This window comes from Oceanicola sp. 22II-s10i (genome assembly GCF_002210105.1).
Taxonomy (GTDB): domain Bacteria; phylum Pseudomonadota; class Alphaproteobacteria; order Rhodobacterales; family Rhodobacteraceae; genus Pseudooceanicola.
In genome coordinates this window covers 1,378,274-1,393,824 of record NZ_AQQU01000001.1, presented here as the reverse complement: position 1 = coordinate 1,393,824, position 15,551 = coordinate 1,378,274, and the positions used below count along the sequence as shown (strand labels likewise).

13 protein-coding genes are annotated in these 15,551 nt (G+C 70.2%); 4 read left to right on the top strand and 9 right to left on the bottom strand.

Annotation, left to right across the window (positions count from 1 at the left end; all coding sequences use genetic code 11):
- Positions 1-81: 81 nt before the first annotated feature.
- The 7 genes from ATO6_RS06935 to ATO6_RS06905 form a co-directional block, all read right to left on the bottom strand.
- Positions 82-1,116: a TRAP transporter substrate-binding protein gene (locus ATO6_RS06935; RefSeq protein WP_088623442.1), complete on the bottom strand. Its 1,035-nt coding sequence runs from the start codon at positions 1,114-1,116 to the stop codon at positions 82-84.
- Between the two features lie 161 nt (positions 1,117-1,277).
- Positions 1,278-1,961, bottom strand: coding sequence for an adenylate kinase (locus tag ATO6_RS06930; protein WP_088623159.1), 684 nt, complete (start codon positions 1,959-1,961; stop codon positions 1,278-1,280).
- A gap of 312 nt (positions 1,962-2,273) precedes the next feature.
- On the bottom strand, positions 2,274-2,624 hold the full coding sequence (locus ATO6_RS06925; RefSeq protein WP_088623158.1) for a hypothetical protein: 351 nt from the start codon (positions 2,622-2,624) through the stop codon (positions 2,274-2,276).
- Positions 2,625-2,803: 179 nt separating this feature from the next.
- Positions 2,804-3,913 carry a cobalamin biosynthesis protein gene (locus ATO6_RS06920; RefSeq protein WP_141101946.1) on the bottom strand — a complete coding sequence of 370 codons (1,110 nt, stop codon included), beginning with the start codon at positions 3,911-3,913 and terminating at the stop codon, positions 2,804-2,806.
- Between the two features lies 1 nt (position 3,914).
- Positions 3,915-5,117, bottom strand: coding sequence for a precorrin-6y C5,15-methyltransferase (decarboxylating) subunit CbiE (cbiE, locus tag ATO6_RS06915; protein ID WP_088623156.1), 1,203 nt, complete (start codon positions 5,115-5,117; stop codon positions 3,915-3,917).
- Between the two features lie 51 nt (positions 5,118-5,168).
- Complete coding sequence (locus ATO6_RS06910) at positions 5,169-5,807, bottom strand: precorrin-8X methylmutase (RefSeq protein WP_088623441.1); 639 nt, start codon at positions 5,805-5,807, stop codon at positions 5,169-5,171.
- A 1,043-nt stretch (positions 5,808-6,850) separates the two neighbouring features.
- The gene (locus ATO6_RS06905) at positions 6,851-7,087 is read right to left on the bottom strand and encodes a DUF6732 family protein (RefSeq protein ID WP_088623155.1); all 237 of its coding nucleotides are present in this window, start codon (positions 7,085-7,087) and stop codon (positions 6,851-6,853) included.
- Positions 7,088-7,380: 293 nt separating this feature from the next.
- Between ATO6_RS06905 and ATO6_RS06900 the strand changes: the two genes are divergently transcribed.
- From ATO6_RS06900 to ATO6_RS06890, 3 genes are all read left to right on the top strand, one after another.
- Entirely contained in the window at positions 7,381-8,355 is a 975-nt protein-coding gene (locus tag ATO6_RS06900) for a glutathione S-transferase family protein (RefSeq protein WP_088623154.1), read from the top strand.
- A 210-nt stretch (positions 8,356-8,565) separates the two neighbouring features.
- The gene (gene cbiB, locus ATO6_RS06895; RefSeq protein WP_088623153.1) at positions 8,566-9,477 is read left to right on the top strand and encodes an adenosylcobinamide-phosphate synthase CbiB; all 912 of its coding nucleotides are present in this window, start codon (positions 8,566-8,568) and stop codon (positions 9,475-9,477) included.
- Positions 9,478-9,522: 45 nt separating this feature from the next.
- On the top strand, positions 9,523-10,692 hold the full coding sequence (locus ATO6_RS06890) for a lytic murein transglycosylase (RefSeq protein ID WP_088623152.1): 1,170 nt from the start codon (positions 9,523-9,525) through the stop codon (positions 10,690-10,692).
- 4 nt (positions 10,693-10,696) lie between these two features.
- On the opposite strand, the gene ATO6_RS06885 is transcribed toward ATO6_RS06890, so the two are convergent.
- The gene (locus tag ATO6_RS06885) at positions 10,697-11,365 is read right to left on the bottom strand and encodes a YbjN domain-containing protein (RefSeq protein WP_088623151.1); all 669 of its coding nucleotides are present in this window, start codon (positions 11,363-11,365) and stop codon (positions 10,697-10,699) included.
- Between the two features lie 141 nt (positions 11,366-11,506).
- Here ATO6_RS06885 and ATO6_RS06880 point away from each other — a divergent pair, with 141 nt between their 5' ends.
- Entirely contained in the window at positions 11,507-11,986 is a 480-nt protein-coding gene (locus tag ATO6_RS06880; RefSeq protein ID WP_088623150.1) for a MarR family winged helix-turn-helix transcriptional regulator, read from the top strand.
- A 76-nt stretch (positions 11,987-12,062) separates the two neighbouring features.
- On the opposite strand, the gene smc is transcribed toward ATO6_RS06880, so the two are convergent.
- Positions 12,063-15,518: a chromosome segregation protein SMC gene (smc, locus tag ATO6_RS06875; RefSeq protein WP_088623149.1), complete on the bottom strand. Its 3,456-nt coding sequence runs from the start codon at positions 15,516-15,518 to the stop codon at positions 12,063-12,065.
- Positions 15,519-15,551: the final 33 nt, after the last annotated feature.

Genomic DNA, 15,551 nt, shown 5'->3' with positions numbered 1-15,551 from the left:
GCTAGGGACTGGGGGTTCAGGATGGGGCCCGGACCATCGGTCCGGATAGGGGGGCGCAGGCCGGAACCCGCGCCCGCACCGTCACTTCGTGTGCTGGGCGATCAGGGCCTTGGCCTCTTCGACCAGCGCCGCGCCGTCCATGCCCTTGCCGTTCATCTCTTCGATCCAGGCTGCCTCGACACCGTCAGAGGCCTGACGCCACACATCCACCTGCTCGGGCGTCAGCTCGATGATGTTGTTGCCCAGGTCGACCGCGATCTTGCGTGCAGGGGCATCGCCCTCCTGCATCACCTTGCCCGCGAAGGCCGAGAAGTCGGCGCCCGAGTTGTCGTCGATCACCTTTTTCAGATCGTCGGGCAGGCCGTCATAGACGCCCTTGTTCATCGCGAAGATGAAGGTCGCGGTATAGAGCGCCTCGCCCCCGAACTCGGTGTGGTTCTTGACCAGTTCGCTGACCTTCAGTGCGCTCGTCACCTCCCACGGGATCACGGTGGCGTCGATCACGCCCTTGGACAGCGCCTCGGGCACCGCGGGCACCGGCATCCCGACCGTCGTCGCACCGAGCTGCGTGAACAGCTGGTTCGTCACCCGCGTCGGCGCGCGCAGCTTTACGCCGTTCAGATCGGCGGGCTCCGTCACCGGCTTGGACGAATGGATCAGCCCCGGTCCGTGGACCCAGAGGCCGAGCATCTTCATCTCGGCGAACTCGGTGTCCATCATGTGCTTCTCGGCGAATTCCCAATAGGCGCGGCTGGTCGCCTCGGCATTCGTCATCATGAAGGGCAGCTCGAACACCTCGGTCGAGGGGAAGCGGCCCGGCGTGTAGCCCGGCAGGGTCCAGACGACGTCGGCGATCCCGTCGATCACCTGGTCGGTCAGCTCGGGCGGGACGCCGCCAAGCTGCATGGCGGGATAGCGTTCGACCTTGATCCGGCCGTTGCTGTCCGCTTCCACCTTGTCCGCCCAGACGTCCAGCACCAGCCGGGGCACGTTGGCCTGCGCCGGCAGGAACTGGTGCATCTTGAGCGTCACCTCCTGCGCGAAGGCGCCGGATCCCGCGATCGCCGCCACGACGCCGGCGGCAAGGCCCCGTGAAAGGGTCTTGAAGAATGTCATGATGTATCCTCCCATCGACATGACGGTCCCCCGACCGCCCGCACGCTCCTCCGCACGGACCCCGAGGGTTTCGTCATCTGGTCGGGAAGATCGCAGGCCGTCTGATTGCTGTCAACAATTGTTATGCGACATAGCAATATTCCAGTGACGGCCCGCCCGGCTCAGCGCGTGGCCGCGGCCACGATCCCGTTCAGGTCATCCGCCACCTGCCCGATCGCGCCCATGGCGTCCACCCGTTTCAACACACCGCGCCCGGCATAATAGTCGATCAGCGGCGCGGTCTGCGCATGATAGGCCTCCAGCCGCGCGCCCACCGTCTCGGCCCGGTCATCGGCCCGGCGCACCATCTCGGTCCCGCCGCACTTGTCGCAGGTCTCCGCCACCGCCGGCGCCTTGAAGCTGTCGTGATAGCCCTCGCCGCACCCCTTGCAGGTGAACCGCCCCGAGATCCGCTCCACCATCGCTGCATCGTCGACGTCCAGCGACACGGCCGCGTTCACCCGCTGCACCGTCGCCTCCAGCATCCGGTCCAGCGCCTCGGCCTGCGCGCCCGTGCGCGGGAACCCGTCGAGGATCACGCCCGCCTTCACATCGTCCTGCCGCAGCCGGTCCGCGAGGATCGCCAGCACGATCTCGTCACTGACCAGACCGCCCGCCTCCATCACCGCCTTGGCCTGCTGCCCGGCCTCGGTGCCCGCCGCCACGGCGGCCCGCAGCATGTCGCCCGTGGACAGCTGAACCAGCCCGAACCGCTCTTCCAGCATCCGTGCCTGCGTCCCCTTCCCGGCGCCCGGAGGCCCCAGCAGGATCAGCACCGCAGGTCGTGTCATCGTCATGGCGTCCATATCGTCCTCCTCGCCGCCGGGGCCGCGCAGGCCGCCGGGCCTGCTGTCACGACCTGTTTACCATTTTGCGACGACCTGTGCGCAAGCCGCCGGTTTCCATCGGAAATTCTGTGGACGGTTTTTCAGGAAGGCGCGAAAAGTTGTAAATATCCGGCCGCTCGGTGCGGATTTCATTCGATTTTCGCTGAAAAGCCCCGCGCAGGACCTGCCACCAGCCGGACCCTGTGCGCGCCTGGACGGGTGCGACATATCGTGACGCTGCGGAATGGTTGCGTTAACGGCGCGGGCCGCGCGGCGCGCGGCGGCGGCGACTCAGCTCGGCCCGATCAGCGCGACCGGTGCAGTATCCGGACGTTCGAAATCCAGCGGCGCGCTGTCGGACACCGGCGTCGCCCGCTTGAAGTCGTAACGCCGCTCGCCCGCTTCCTCGTCCGAGGCGACGATCAGGCAGCGGGTCAGATGCTCGGGCCCGTCGTAGATGTCGACGAAGCCCCGCAGCCGCGGTGCGGTTTCCACCTCGACGGCAAACCCGTCCTCCCAGAACCGGATCACCGGAAACTCCGCATCGGCGGTGCGCACACGCAGCCGGCTGCGGCGGGCGCGCGCCAGGCGATGTGCGGCTTCCAGCCCCTCGCGGACCTCTTTCGATAGAAACGTGGACATGATTCCAGCCCCCCGACAGCTACATCAAGGATGAACCGGCTGACGCACAGGTCAAGCGCAGTGTCGGAATTTCAGAATATAGGTCCGGAGGCTATGTCCGTTCCGCCGCACGTTGCGCCTAGACCATACGAACGCGGATGGAAAAGGCGGCCGTCAATCCGGCTTGCCGGCTGCACGGCTCAGGCAGGCCGGCCACGCAATCCCGCTATCGCATCGGGCGCCACGGCCAGCGCGCAGGCGAACAGGTCTGCAGAGACCGTGGGCAGCCCCAGACGCGCCCGCGATCCCGCACCGAACAGCGCGGCAGTCTGGCTGATCGCGGCCCGCCCTGCCACCGGGGACGGGGACGCGACGGCCACGGCCCGCCGGTCCGCTGGATCCCCCGCATAGGGCTCCGCACACACCCGCAGCGGCAGACGCAGCCTGTCGGCGAGTGCAACCACGGCAGCGGCCCTGCACGATCCGGCGTCGGTCAGGATCGCCTTCACCGCGCCCGGCGCGGTTTCGCTGTCCTCCAGCATCTGCCTCACCTGCGCCTCCAGCTCGGCCGGTGGACAGTCGCCCGCGCAACAGATGCCAAGCGCAAATCGCTGCGGATGGTAGGTCAGAACTCCGTCCACCGGCGGCATCGTTGTCGCCTCGATCCCCACGACGTCACGCAGGCCCTCGTCCGGCGGAGACGCGGCAGGCAGGTCGGCCAGCCAGTCCGCACGGATCGCCTCGTCTCCGTCGATCCGCGCCAGTCCTCCGGCCATCAACCGCGCCCTGACGGGTGCCGCCAGAGCCGGGGTGCCTAGCGTCCAGCCCTCGGGCGGATCCTCAAGCCAGTGCCGCGGGTCCCCGTCCGGGTGCCGACCGGCTCCCGCGCCGGACAGGGCGAGTCCGACACGTTCCGCCAGCCCCTCGGACATCCCCTGCAACTGCGTGACGACCGTTCCGTCATGGCTGACGGCCACCACCCCCGACACCATCCCCGGCATCGGTCCGCCCATCAGGTCGTGCAGCATTCCCGAGGCACAGACCGCCACCACCGGCCGGCCCTCCGCCCGAACCCGTCGGACGAAAGCCGAAGCATCCGCAAACGTATGGTCTCCGCCAGCGTCACCCTCCGCGCGCGCCCACAACGGCACACCGAGCGACGTTGCGATCAGACGCCCCACCGTCGCGCCCCGGCCGGACAGGGCCAGCACCACCGGCACCGTCATCGCCCGCATGCCCCGCAGGGCCGGTGCCGGTCCGGACCCGACCGCTCCGGCACCTCGGAACCACACCGCCGCAAGGCGCTGCACCCTACCGCTTCACGAGCGACCACTGCGTCACCGGCATCAGCGCCCGCCACCCGCGATACCGCCCGACCGGCTCCGCCCGCTGCACCTGCAGCCGCACGAGGTCACCGCCGAATTCGGCATGCAGATCGGCCAGCACCGCCTCGCTCTCGACCGTCACCGCGTTCGCGACCAGCCGCCCGAGCGGCCGCAGCGCGTCCCACGCGGCCACGAAGACCTCGCGCGACAGGCCGCCGCCGATGAAGACCGCGTCCGGCGCCTCCAGCCCCGCCAGCGCATCGGGCACCAGCCCGTCCACCAGCCGCAGCTGCGGCGCGCCGAGCGCCAGCGCATTCGCCGCCGCCATCGCCCGCCGGTCCGCCCGCGGCTCGATCCCCACGGCCCGCGCATAGCGTGCCGCCCGCATCCACTCGATCGCGACCGAGCCCGTGCCGCAGCCGATGTCCCACAACAGCGCCCCGCGCATCGGCATCAGCTTGGCCAGGGTCGCCGCCCGGACCTCGCGCCGGGTCATCGCCCCGTCCGCCTGGAACAGCTCGTCCGCCAGCCCCGGCACCCGCGGCAGCAGCGCCGCGTCCGGCGCGGCCACGCACTCCACCGCCAGCGTGTTGAACGCTGGCACCACGTGGTCCCAGCTCTCCGCCAGACCGTCGAACCGTTGTTCCTCGGCACCGCCCATACTGGACAGCACGGTCATCCGGCTGCGCCCGAACCCCCGCTCGGCGAGGAACCGGGCGATCCGGCCCGGCGTCTCCTCTCCCGTGGTCAGGATCAGCAGACGCGCCTCGGGCTGGATGAAGGCGATCATCTGCTCCACCGGACGGCCATGCACCGTCAGCGTCTCCAGATCCGCCATGCTCCAGCCCATCCGGGCGGCGGCGAGCTGAAACGCCGACAGCTGCGGGTGATAGGTGATCTCCTCCGCCGGGATCGCCCGGCCGATCCGCGCCCCGATCGAGAACCACAGCGGATCGCCTGTCGCCAGCACGACGACGCGCCGCCCCCTGAGCCCGGCCAGCGCCTCGACCAGCGCAGGGAACGGATGCGGCCAGGCCAGCCGCTCGGCCGTCACGCTGTCGGGAAACCGGTCGTGCCGGTCGCCGCCGATGATGACCTCGGCCGCCTCGACCACGGCCCGTGTCGCGGGGGTCAGGCCATCCAGCCCGTCCTCGCCGATCCCGACGATATGCAGCCAGGGTTTCGTCATCCATACGCTCCCGTTGCGCGAGGCGGTCCGCGAGGACCGATGAGCCCCCGCTCATGTTTCCCGTTCCGCGGGGCCCGACGCCAGCGCGGCCACGGCCGCCGCCGCCATCGCCGCACCGCCACGGCGCCCCCTCAGGAGCATATAATCGCAGCCCCGCGGGTTCGACGCCAGCTCTGCCTTGCTTTCCGCCGCCCCGGCGAAGCCCGGCGGAAAGCCGAGGATCAGCGCCGGTCTCGGCGCGCCCTGGTCCAGCAGGTCCAGGAGGTGGAACAGCGCCGTCGGCGAAGTGCCGATGGCCACCACCGCCCCCTCCATCCGGTCCGCCCAGAGCTCGACCGCCGCCGCCGCGCGGGTGTTGCCGATCCCCGCCGCGATCTGCGGCACGCGCGGATCGCCCAGCGTGACGATCACCTCGTTGCCCGCCGGCAGGGCCTGCGCCGCGATCCCGGCCCGGACCGTTTCGCAGTCGCACAGCACCGGCGCGCCCCGCGTCAGCGCCAGCGCACCCGCGTCGAAGGCCAGCGGCGAAAACGCCAGCCGGTCCGCCACCTCGACCATCCCGCAGGCCGCGATCACCCCGACCGCCAGCCGCCGCATGGCGGGATCGAACCGCTCCAGCCGGGCCTCGGCCCGGATCGCCGCCTCCGCGCGGGCACGGATGGTGGAGGGGTCTTTATCGTATGGACGCATGACTGGCTTTCGGGCGGTTGGAGAGCGGCCCTCCGGGGGGAGTTTATCCGGCCAGATGAAGGTGGATCGGTCGGCCGCCTGCCTGAGCGCGGCTTCGTGTCCGAGGCCGAGGATCCAGGCCTCTTCCCGCGCCACCACCTCACGGTCGCCGCCGGTCAGGCCGTCAGCTCCGGCGAAGAGCGGCCCGAGCGCGCCGTCGCGGTCCAGCCCTGCCAGCGCGGCGGCAGAGACGCGGACCTGCGCGCTGTCGAGCACCTCGTCGTCCCGGCGCGCGGCATGGGCGACCGGCTGGAGCAGCGAGGGATAGACCTCGGCCAGCACCACGGGGGCCTCGCCCGCCGACAGGCCGGTGTCGAAGGGCCAGATCGCGACCTCGCCGGGAAAGGCCGCGCGCAGGCGGTGCAGGGCGGGCAGGCCGACGATGACCTGGCTGCCGACGCTGCCCGCATAGGCCAGCTGCCAGACGGTCTTGGCCCCCGCCATCCGGTCGGCGCGGCGGGTCTCGGGCGGGTGGTCCGTGCCATGCCGGTCGGATTTCCGCTCGGGAATGGCCGGATGGTCCCAGCTGGCCGGGCGTCCCCAGAACGGACCGGTGCCATCGTAGAGCCCGTTGATCCGGGCCGCGACCTCGAACCGGTTGGACGCGTTGTCCCGGTCGTCGCGCACCGCGTCCGCGAACCAGCCGATCAGGTCGAGCCCCCGGTCCGACCCGCAGATCCGCCGCGCCACGCCTTCGGGATAGCCGAAAGGGAAATCGAAGCCGATCAGCACCCGCCGCCCGGCGGCGCGTTCCGCGCGGATCAGCGCCTCCAGCCCATCAAGCGCCGCCGCGCGCGTCTGGACATAGGCCGGCGCCTCCGCAACCCCGTCGCGCAGCGCGGCCCACCAGATCGCGTCACGCGAGGGGCGCGCGGGGCTGGGCCGGGACCGGGCGGACCAGTCGACGACGACATGGGTGTCGAAGAGGCGTGTCATGGATACCTGCAGCAAGAGCGGCGCGGACCTGCCACGGCACGGACCGGGCCCTTCCGCCGTCGCATCGGTCAGGCGTCCTGTGGCTCTGCGCCTTCCGTCGCTTCGGCTTCGGCCTCTTCGGCCTCGTCCCGGCGGCGGCCCTTCAGCGCCTGCCACAGCCCGATCGCGATCGCCGCACCAAGCGCGGCGGCCCCCAGCCAGTGACCATGCCCCGCCACCTCGGTCAGGTGGCCGGGATGCGCCTGCGCCGCCACGGGCGACAGCAGCAGGGCAAGGCTCAGGGTGATGCGTGCGATGCGGGTCATGCGCTCTCCTTCGTCCTTTGCAGCAGCCGGTCGCGCCACCGGCGATGCGCCCGGCCCGCCCGGTGACGGGTCCCTGCCGTGGCGCGTGCCCCCCATCTATAGGCAGCCGGACCGCGCATCGCAATCCGCACGGGTGGTCCCGGCCCCGCCCCGCCCGCCGGATGCCCAGCCGGTGTGCAACCCCACTGCCCTGCCGCCCTGTGCACTCATGCAGACCTGCCTGCGCCCCCATCGGCGTTTCCGTGCCGGCCCACGGGCTTAACTATCACGCAAGCACACGAAAGGAGATCCGCATGGGACAGCTTGTCGACGGCACATGGAAAACCGAGAGCCTCGCGAGCCTCGCCAAGGACGGAGCCTTCAAGCGCAAGGAGTCGAGCTTCCGCAACTGGGTCACCGCGGACGGCAGCGCCGGTCCTTCGGGCGAGGGCGGCTTTCCGGCGGAAAGCGGGCGCTACCACCTCTACGTCTCCTACGCCTGCCCCTGGGCGCACCGGGCGCTGGTGTTCCTGCGGCTGAAGGACCTGACCGATCACATCGGCGTCTCGGTCGTGCACCCCGAGATGCTGGACCACGGCTGGGAATTCCGCACCGATTATCCCGGTGCGACCGGCGACGACCTCCATGGCCTGTCGCATCTCTACAAGGTCTACCAGAAGGCCGACCCGCAGGCGACGACCCGCGTGACCGTCCCCGTGCTCTGGGACCGGCAGCGCGAGACCATCGTGTCCAACGAAAGCGCCGAGATCATCCGGATGCTGAACTCGGCCTTCGACGGGATCACCGGCAACACCGACGATTACTGGCCCGAGGACCTGCGCGAGGCGATCGAGCCGGTGAACGCGCGGATCTACGACACGGTCAACAACGGCGTCTACAAGGCGGGCTTCGCCACGGCGCAGGGGGCCTATGACGAGGCGGTCACGGCGCTGTTCGACAGCCTCGACTGGCTGGAGGACCGGCTGGCGCAGAACCGCTATCTGATGGGCGACCGGATCACCGAGGCGGACTGGCGCCTGTTCACCACGCTCATCCGGTTCGACAAGGTCTACCACGGCCACTTCAAGTGCAACCGCAACCGGATCGTGGATTTCCCGAACCTCTGGGGCTACCTGCGCGAGCTCTACCAGTGGCCGGGCGTGGCCGAGACGGTGAATTTCGACCACATCACCCATCACTACCACTATAGCCACGAGACGATTAATCCCTACCGGATCATCCCGATCGGCCCGAACCTGGACCTGACCGCGCCGCACGGGCGCGGCTGACCGGGCGCGACGGACCAGGGCGGCGGCATCCGCCACCTTGTGTCCGGCGGCGCCAAGGTGCAGTCACGGGACCGGGTCGCCCCTTCTCAAGGGGCGACCCCGCACCACCCCATGCCCGCGCCCCGTTTCCGGACCACAGATGCCCCACCGCAGCCCCCCGCCCGCGCAACCTGACCGACTGGCCCGCCCCGCCACCCCGGCGGCGCGCTGATGGACACCGCCGGCATCCTCTGCCTCGCCCTGCTGCTCGACGCCGCGTTCGGCGAACCGGACTGGCTGTGGAGCCGGCTGCCGCATCCCGCCGTCCTGATGGGCCGCGCGGTCGGCTGGCTCGACACCAATCTCAACCGGGGCCAATACCTCCTCGCCCGCGGCACCCTCGCCCTCGCCCTGCTCATCACCGGCGCGGCCCTGACCGGCTGGCTGATCGCGCAGCTTGGCCCCTGGGCCGAAGCCATCGCCGCCGCGATCCTCCTCGCCCAGAAAAGCCTCGTCCAGCACGTCCGGGCCGTGGCCGACGCTCTCCGCCGCTCCACCGCCGAGGGGCGCACCGCCGTCGCCATGATCGTCGGCCGCGACACGGCGAACATGGACGACCCCGCCATCGCCCGCGCCGCCATCGAAAGCGCCGCCGAGAACCTCAGCGACGGCGTCACCGCCCCCGCCTTCTGGTTCCTGCTGTTCGGCCTGCCCGGCATGGCCGTCTACAAGGCCGTCAACACCGCCGACAGCATGATCGGCTACCGCACGCCCCGCCACGAACGCTTCGGCAAATCCGCCGCCCGCCTCGACGACGTGCTGAACCTCATCCCCGCCCGCCTGACGTCCTTCCTGATCGCGCTGCTCCACGGCCTGCTCCCCCGCTGGCGCGAGATCGTGGCCGAGGCCCGCCGCCACCGCTCGCCCAACGCCGGCTGGCCCGAGGCGGCGCTGGCCCGCGCCATCGACACCGCCCTGTCCGGCCCCCGCGCCTACCACGGCAGGATGCAGGATTTCCCGTGGGTCCATCCCGACGGCAACCGCCATCCCGGACCGCAGGCGATCGAGGCGGCGACCCGCATCCTCTGGCAGGTCTGGGCCGTCCTCACGGCATCGTCAGCGGCCCTTGCGCTTGTCGGCTGAAGCGAACCTGCTAGGGTCCGCCCGACCAAACAGCCGGAGCCCAGCATGAAAGCCACCGCCGCCGCCCTCGCCCTGATCCTGACCGCGGGGACCGCCGCCGCCCAGTGCGGGGGATCGTTCTCCGGCTTCGTCTCGGGCCTGAAACAGGAGGCGATCAGCCGTGGCCACGCCCCCGCGACCGTCGACGCCTTCTTCGCCTCGGCGGCGCAGGATCAGGCCGTGCTCAAGGCCGACCGGTCGCAGGGCGTCTTCCAGCTCGACTTCACCACCTTCGCCCGGCGGCTGATCTCGGCCAACCGGATGAACACCGGTCTCAGCAAGGCCAACGCCCATGCCCGGACCTTCGACACCATCGAACGCACCTACGGCGTGCCGCGCGGCGTGCTGCTGGCCTTCTGGGCTTTCGAGACCGACTACGGCGCGTTCCAGGGTGACTTCAACACGCTGAACGCCCTCGTCACCCTCGCCCACGACTGCCGCCGCCCGGAGCTCTTCCGGCCCCAGATCTTCGCGGCCCTCACGCTCTACGAACACGGCGATTTCGACCCGCGCCGCACCACCGGGGCCTGGGCGGGCGAGATCGGCATGGTCCAGATGCTGCCCGAGGACATCCTGACCAACGGCGTCGACGGTGACGGCGACGGCCATGTCGACCTCAAGGGATCCGCACCCGACGCGCTGATGTCCGGCGGCAAGATGCTGCAACACCTCGGCTGGCGCGCGGGCGAGCCGTGGATGCAGGAAGTCACCGTCCCCCAGTCCCTCGACTGGAGCCTCTCGGGCCTCGACCACGAACGCAGCGCCGCCGACTGGCAGGCGCTCGGCGTCCGCCCGCGCTCCGGCGGGATGCTGGCCCCGAACCTGCCCGCCTCGCTGCTGCTGCCGCAGGGGCGCAAGGGGCCGGCCTTCCTCGCCTATCCGAACTACCGCGTGTATTTCGAGTGGAACCAGAGCTTCGTCTACGTCCTGACCGCCGCCTACTTCGCGACACGCCTTCAGGGCGCGCCGGTCTTCGACGCGGGCAATCCCGATCCCGGCCTCTCCGGCCCCGAGATGAAGCAGCTTCAGCAGAAGCTGGTCCAGCGTGGACATGACGTCGGCAAGGTCGACGGCATCCTCGGCGAAAAGACCCGCGAGGCGGTGCAGAAGGTCCAGATCGAACTGGGCCTCCCCGCCGACGCATGGCCGACGCGGGACCTGCTGAACCGCCTCTGAGGCGCTACAGCTTCAGGTGCTGCTCGAACAGCTCGACCAGCTCGCGCCACAGGTTCAGGGTGTGCCGGAAATTCTCCGGCCCGACCCCGTCCGCCCGCATCAGCACGTCCATCTGCACGCGCGGATTGCCCTCCTCGCTCAGGAAGGCGCGGGCATAGGCATAGCTCTGCATGAAGCTGTTCATCTCTTCCAGCGTCACCTGCCGGTCCATCTTGTAACCGGTGTGGAAGCGCAGGGCCCGGCAGCCGTCCTCGCGGTTGCAGTTCAGGAAGAAGATCCAGATCGGCGACTTGGAGATCTTGGACCGGATCAGCGGATCGCCTGAACTGTCCGCCTCCAGCACCGCCTGGTAGCCCGCCGCCTGCATCGCGTCGCGGATCGCCTCGGGCGAATTGGCCAAGATATTGCCGGTGGCCGCCGGCGCCTCGCCTCCGCCCGTGGCAGGCGGCGTGCCCGTCTTCGGCGGTTCCGAGGCGATGAACTCCGGCGGCTTCTTCTCGCCGCCACCACCGGTATCGCCGCCCCCCTGCGGCGGCTGCCATCCGGCAGGCGGTGCGCCCGGCGTGCCGCCCTCTGCCGGTTGCAGGCCCTGCGCCCCGGCCGGCAGCGCCAGCGCGGCCGCGAGTGCAAACGCGGCGGCAAGGACAATTGGTCGCTTTGTGCATCTGGTCATGACAAATACTCTCGTCGGAAAAGGAATGACCGCAGGCAAGCGCACAGCGGCCCGGCGGGTCAAGCCCGCAGGAACCTGTGCAACAAAGATTTACCCCACGTTGGGGTTGACCACTCAGGTTGAGGTCAACACGTTGAAGATATGTCCGATCCAGTCACCCCATCCCAGACCATCGAAGTCCGCGACAGCTGCCTGTGCCTGCATGCGCAGCGCGCCGCGCGGGCGCTGGCCCGCCGCTTCGACCGCGCGTTCAAGCCGTTCAACCTGACCAACGGGCAGTTCTCGCTGATGATGGGCCTGAACCGGCCCGAGCCGCCGACCCTCGGCGCCGTGGCGCATCTGCTGGCGATGGACCGGACCACCCTGACCGCCGCGCTCAAACCGCTGGAACGGCGCGGGCTGGTGCAGAGCCATCCTGACGCGCAGGACCGCCGTGCCCGGCGGCTGTCCCTGACCGACGCGGGCCGCGACCTGCTGGCGCAGGCCTATCCAGTCTGGTGCGAGGAACACGCGGCCATCTCGTGGAACCTGTCCGAGGTGGACCGCCTGCGCGCCGACCTGCTGCAACTCGGCCAGCTTCCGGCGGATCCCGCCACGACGAGCGCTGAACCCGCGGACTGATCACTCCGGACATGCAGATCGCGCCAACCCACTTGCGGTTCGCGCCAGTGCACTCGCAGATCGTGCCAGTCGCCGGTCACGCCACCAGCGCTTCGGCCTTTTTCAGATCGACCGAGACCAGCTGGCTGACGCCCTGCTCCTGCATCGTCACCCCGAACAGCCGGTCCATCCGCGCCATCGTCACCGCGTGGTGCGTGATGATCAGGAACCGGGTGTCCGTCCGGCGGCACATCTCGTCCAGCAGGTCGCAGAACCGGGTCACGTTGGCGTCGTCCAGCGGCGCGTCGACCTCGTCCAGCACGCAGATCGGGGCCGGGTTGGCGATGAACACGCCAAAGATAAGTGCAAGCGCCGTAAGGGTTTGTTCGCCCCCGGACAGCAGCGACAGGGTCGCCAGCTTCTTGCCCGGCGGCTGGCACATGATCTCCAGCCCCGCTTCCAGCGGGTCGTCGCTCTCCACCAGCAGCAGGTTCGCCTCGCCGCCGCCGAACAGGTGCGTGAACAGCAGGCTGAAGTTAGAATTGACCTGCTCGAACGCCGTCAGCAGCCGCTCGCGGCCCTCCTTGTTCAGGCTGGCGATGCCCGTGCGCAGCGTGCTGATCGCCTCTTCCAGATCGGCCTTCTCGCGGATCAGCGTCTCGTGCTCGCCCGCGACTTCCTTCATGTCCTCCTCGGCGCGCAGGTTCACGGCGCCCAGAGAATCCCGCTGCCTTTTCAACCGGTTGACATCGGCCTCGACGGTGTCCGCCGGCGGCATCGCCTCCGGCTCCACAGCCAGTTTCTCCAGCAGCTGCTTCGGCGTGACCTCCAGATCCTCCGCGATCCGTTCCGCCGCAGCGCTGACAGCCTCCGCCGCCGCCTCGGCCCGCGCCTCGGCCGCCGCCCGCGCCTCGCGCGCCTCGCTCGCCAGCCGCTCCGCCTCGCGCTCCGCCAGCGTGGCCGCACGCGCTTCGGTCTCGGCCTCGGCCAGCGCATCCGCAGCCTTGCGACGGCGCTCCTCGGCATCCTCTATCCCCTTGGAAAGCTTCTCGCTTTCCGCATGAATCGCCTCCGGCTCGCCCGAGGCTTCGTAGAGCTCCTCCTGCGTCTCCTCGCGCCGCTCGTCCAGTTCCGCGACCCGCTGCCCGGCGCTGTCCAGACGCTGCCGCCAGCCCGACATCTCGCGATCCACCTCGGACGCCCTGCGCACCCGCGCCTCGCCCTCGCGGCGCAACTCGTCGGCGGCCGCCCGGCGCGACATCATCGCCATCCGCGCGCCCTCGACCGCCATCTTGATCTGGTCCACCGCCGCACGCGCGGCATCCAGATCGCCAAGGTCGGCCACCGATTTCTCGGCCTCCGCCAATTGCTTACGGGCGGTCATCGCGTCTTCTTCGTGCCGCTTCACGGACAGCCCGAGGCTCTCCATCCGGCTCTCGGCCATGTTGCGATCCGCCTCGGCCCGGCTCAGCGCCCGCGCGGCCTCGTTCATGAGCCGGTCCGCATCCCGCCGCGCCTGCCGCGCCAGCTGGTCCGCATTCGCCAGATCCGCCAGCCGCTTGTGCAGATGATCATGCGCCGCCCGCGCGCCCTCGGCACGGTTCTCGGCGCGCTCGTGCTCCTGCTTCAGCTCTTCCAGCCGGTTGAGCTGTTGCAGCCGCAGCGCCGCCGCCGACGGGGCATCCTCGGCCCAGGCCCGGTAGCCGTCCCATCTCCACAGGTCGCCATCGAGCGTCACAAGCCGTTGACCCGGCTTAAGTTTCTCCTGAAGCGCCGCGCCATCGTCCGGGTCCACGACACCGATCTGGCTGATCCGCCGTTCCAGCACCTCGGGCACCGTGACGAAATTCGCGAGGCTCTGAACCCCCTCGGGCAGCATCTGTCCCGCGCCGTAGCCCGGCAGCCGAGTCCAGCCCGACGGCCCGTCGCCGTCCACGACCGGCGCCCTTAGATCGTCCGCCAGCGCCGCACCGAGCGCTTTCTCATAGCCCGCGCGGACCTTCACGAGGTCCATCACCTGCCCGCCCTCGGCGGTGTCGCGCTGCAAGAGTTTCGCCAGCGCCGTGACCTCGGCCTGCAGCGCCTTCAGCTCGCCCTCGGCCGCCGACCGCTCTGCCCGCGCATCCGCCTCGCGCGCCTGCGTGTCGGCCCGCGCGGTCTCGGCCTCCAGCAGGGTTTCCTCGGCCCGCGCCGCCGTGGCCTGCGCAACCTCTTCTTCCTGCTGCGCTTTTTCCATCGCAGCCGCAGCCGTCGCCAGAGCCGCCCGCGCATCGCGCACCGCCGCCTGCGCCTTTTCGGCCTCGCCTTCGGACCGGGCCAGCATCTTGCGGCTGTCGTCGAGGAACCGGTGCGCCGACTGGTGACGGGCCGCCAGCCGCGCCACGTCCTCGGTCAGCTCGGCCAGTTCCTCTTCGCGCTCGCTCAGAACCGCCGCCGCTTCCCGCGCGGCTTCCGCCGCTTCATCCAGCGCCTCGTCGTGGCCTTCGCCCGCCGCCGCCAGTTCCTCGCGTTCCTCTTCCAGCCGCGCGATCGTGTCGCCCGCGTCGCGGTTCAGCCCCGCCTCGCGCTCCATGTCGCGCAGCAACTGGGCGATCCGAGACTTCAGCGTCTCGATCCGCTCGACCGCGCGTTTCTCCCGCTCGGCCAGCGTGTTACGCTCCACCTGCAACCGTTGCAGCACCGCCGAGGCGATCGCCTCTTCCTCGCGCTTGCCCGGCAGCCCCTCGTCCGCCACCTCGCGCGCCTTGGCCGCAGCCCGCGCCGTGGCCTCGGCCTGCGCGGCGGTGGTGGTGCGTTCCCGCAGCGCCGACAGCGCCGCGTTCCGTGCATCGTCAGCCTCGCGCCAGCGACGGTAGAGTAGCATGCCCTCGGCCTGCCGCAGCTCGGCCCCGATGGCGCGATACCGCGCGGCCTGCTTGGCCTGCCGTTCCAGCTGGGTCAGCTGGTTCTGCAGCTGTTCGACCACGTCGTCGACCCGCGCGAGGTTCTGTTCCGCGCCGTTCAGCTTCAGCTCGGCCTCGTGACGCCGCTGGTAAAGCCCCGAGATCCCTGCAGCTTCTTCCAGAATGCGACGCCGGTTCTTGGGCTTGGCGTTGATGAGTTCCGAGATCTGCCCCTGCCGCACCAGCGCAGGCGAGTGCGAACCGGTGGAGGCATCCGCGAACAGCATCTGCACGTCCCGCGCCCGCACGTCCTTGCCGTTCGCCTTGTAGGCCGAGCCGATGTCGCGGGTGATCCGCCGCACAACCTCGAGCTGGTCGAGTTCGTTGAACCCCGAGGGCGCCAGCCGTTCGGAGTTGTCGATATGCAGCGACACCTCGGCAAAGTTCCGGGCGGGCCGGGTGGCGGCCCCGGCAAAGATCACGTCCTCCATCCCGCCGCCCCGCATCGCGGTCGGGCGGTTTTCGCCCATGACCCAGCGGAGCGCTTCCAGCAGGTTGGACTTGCCGCAGCCGTTCGGACCGACAACACCGGTCAGCCCGTCCTGAATCAGCAGGTCCGTGGGGTCCACGAAGCTCTTGAAGCCGGTCAGTCTGAGTTTCGAAAAGCGCAATATGCCAGCCCCGTCGGGTGATTCCCGGTTCGG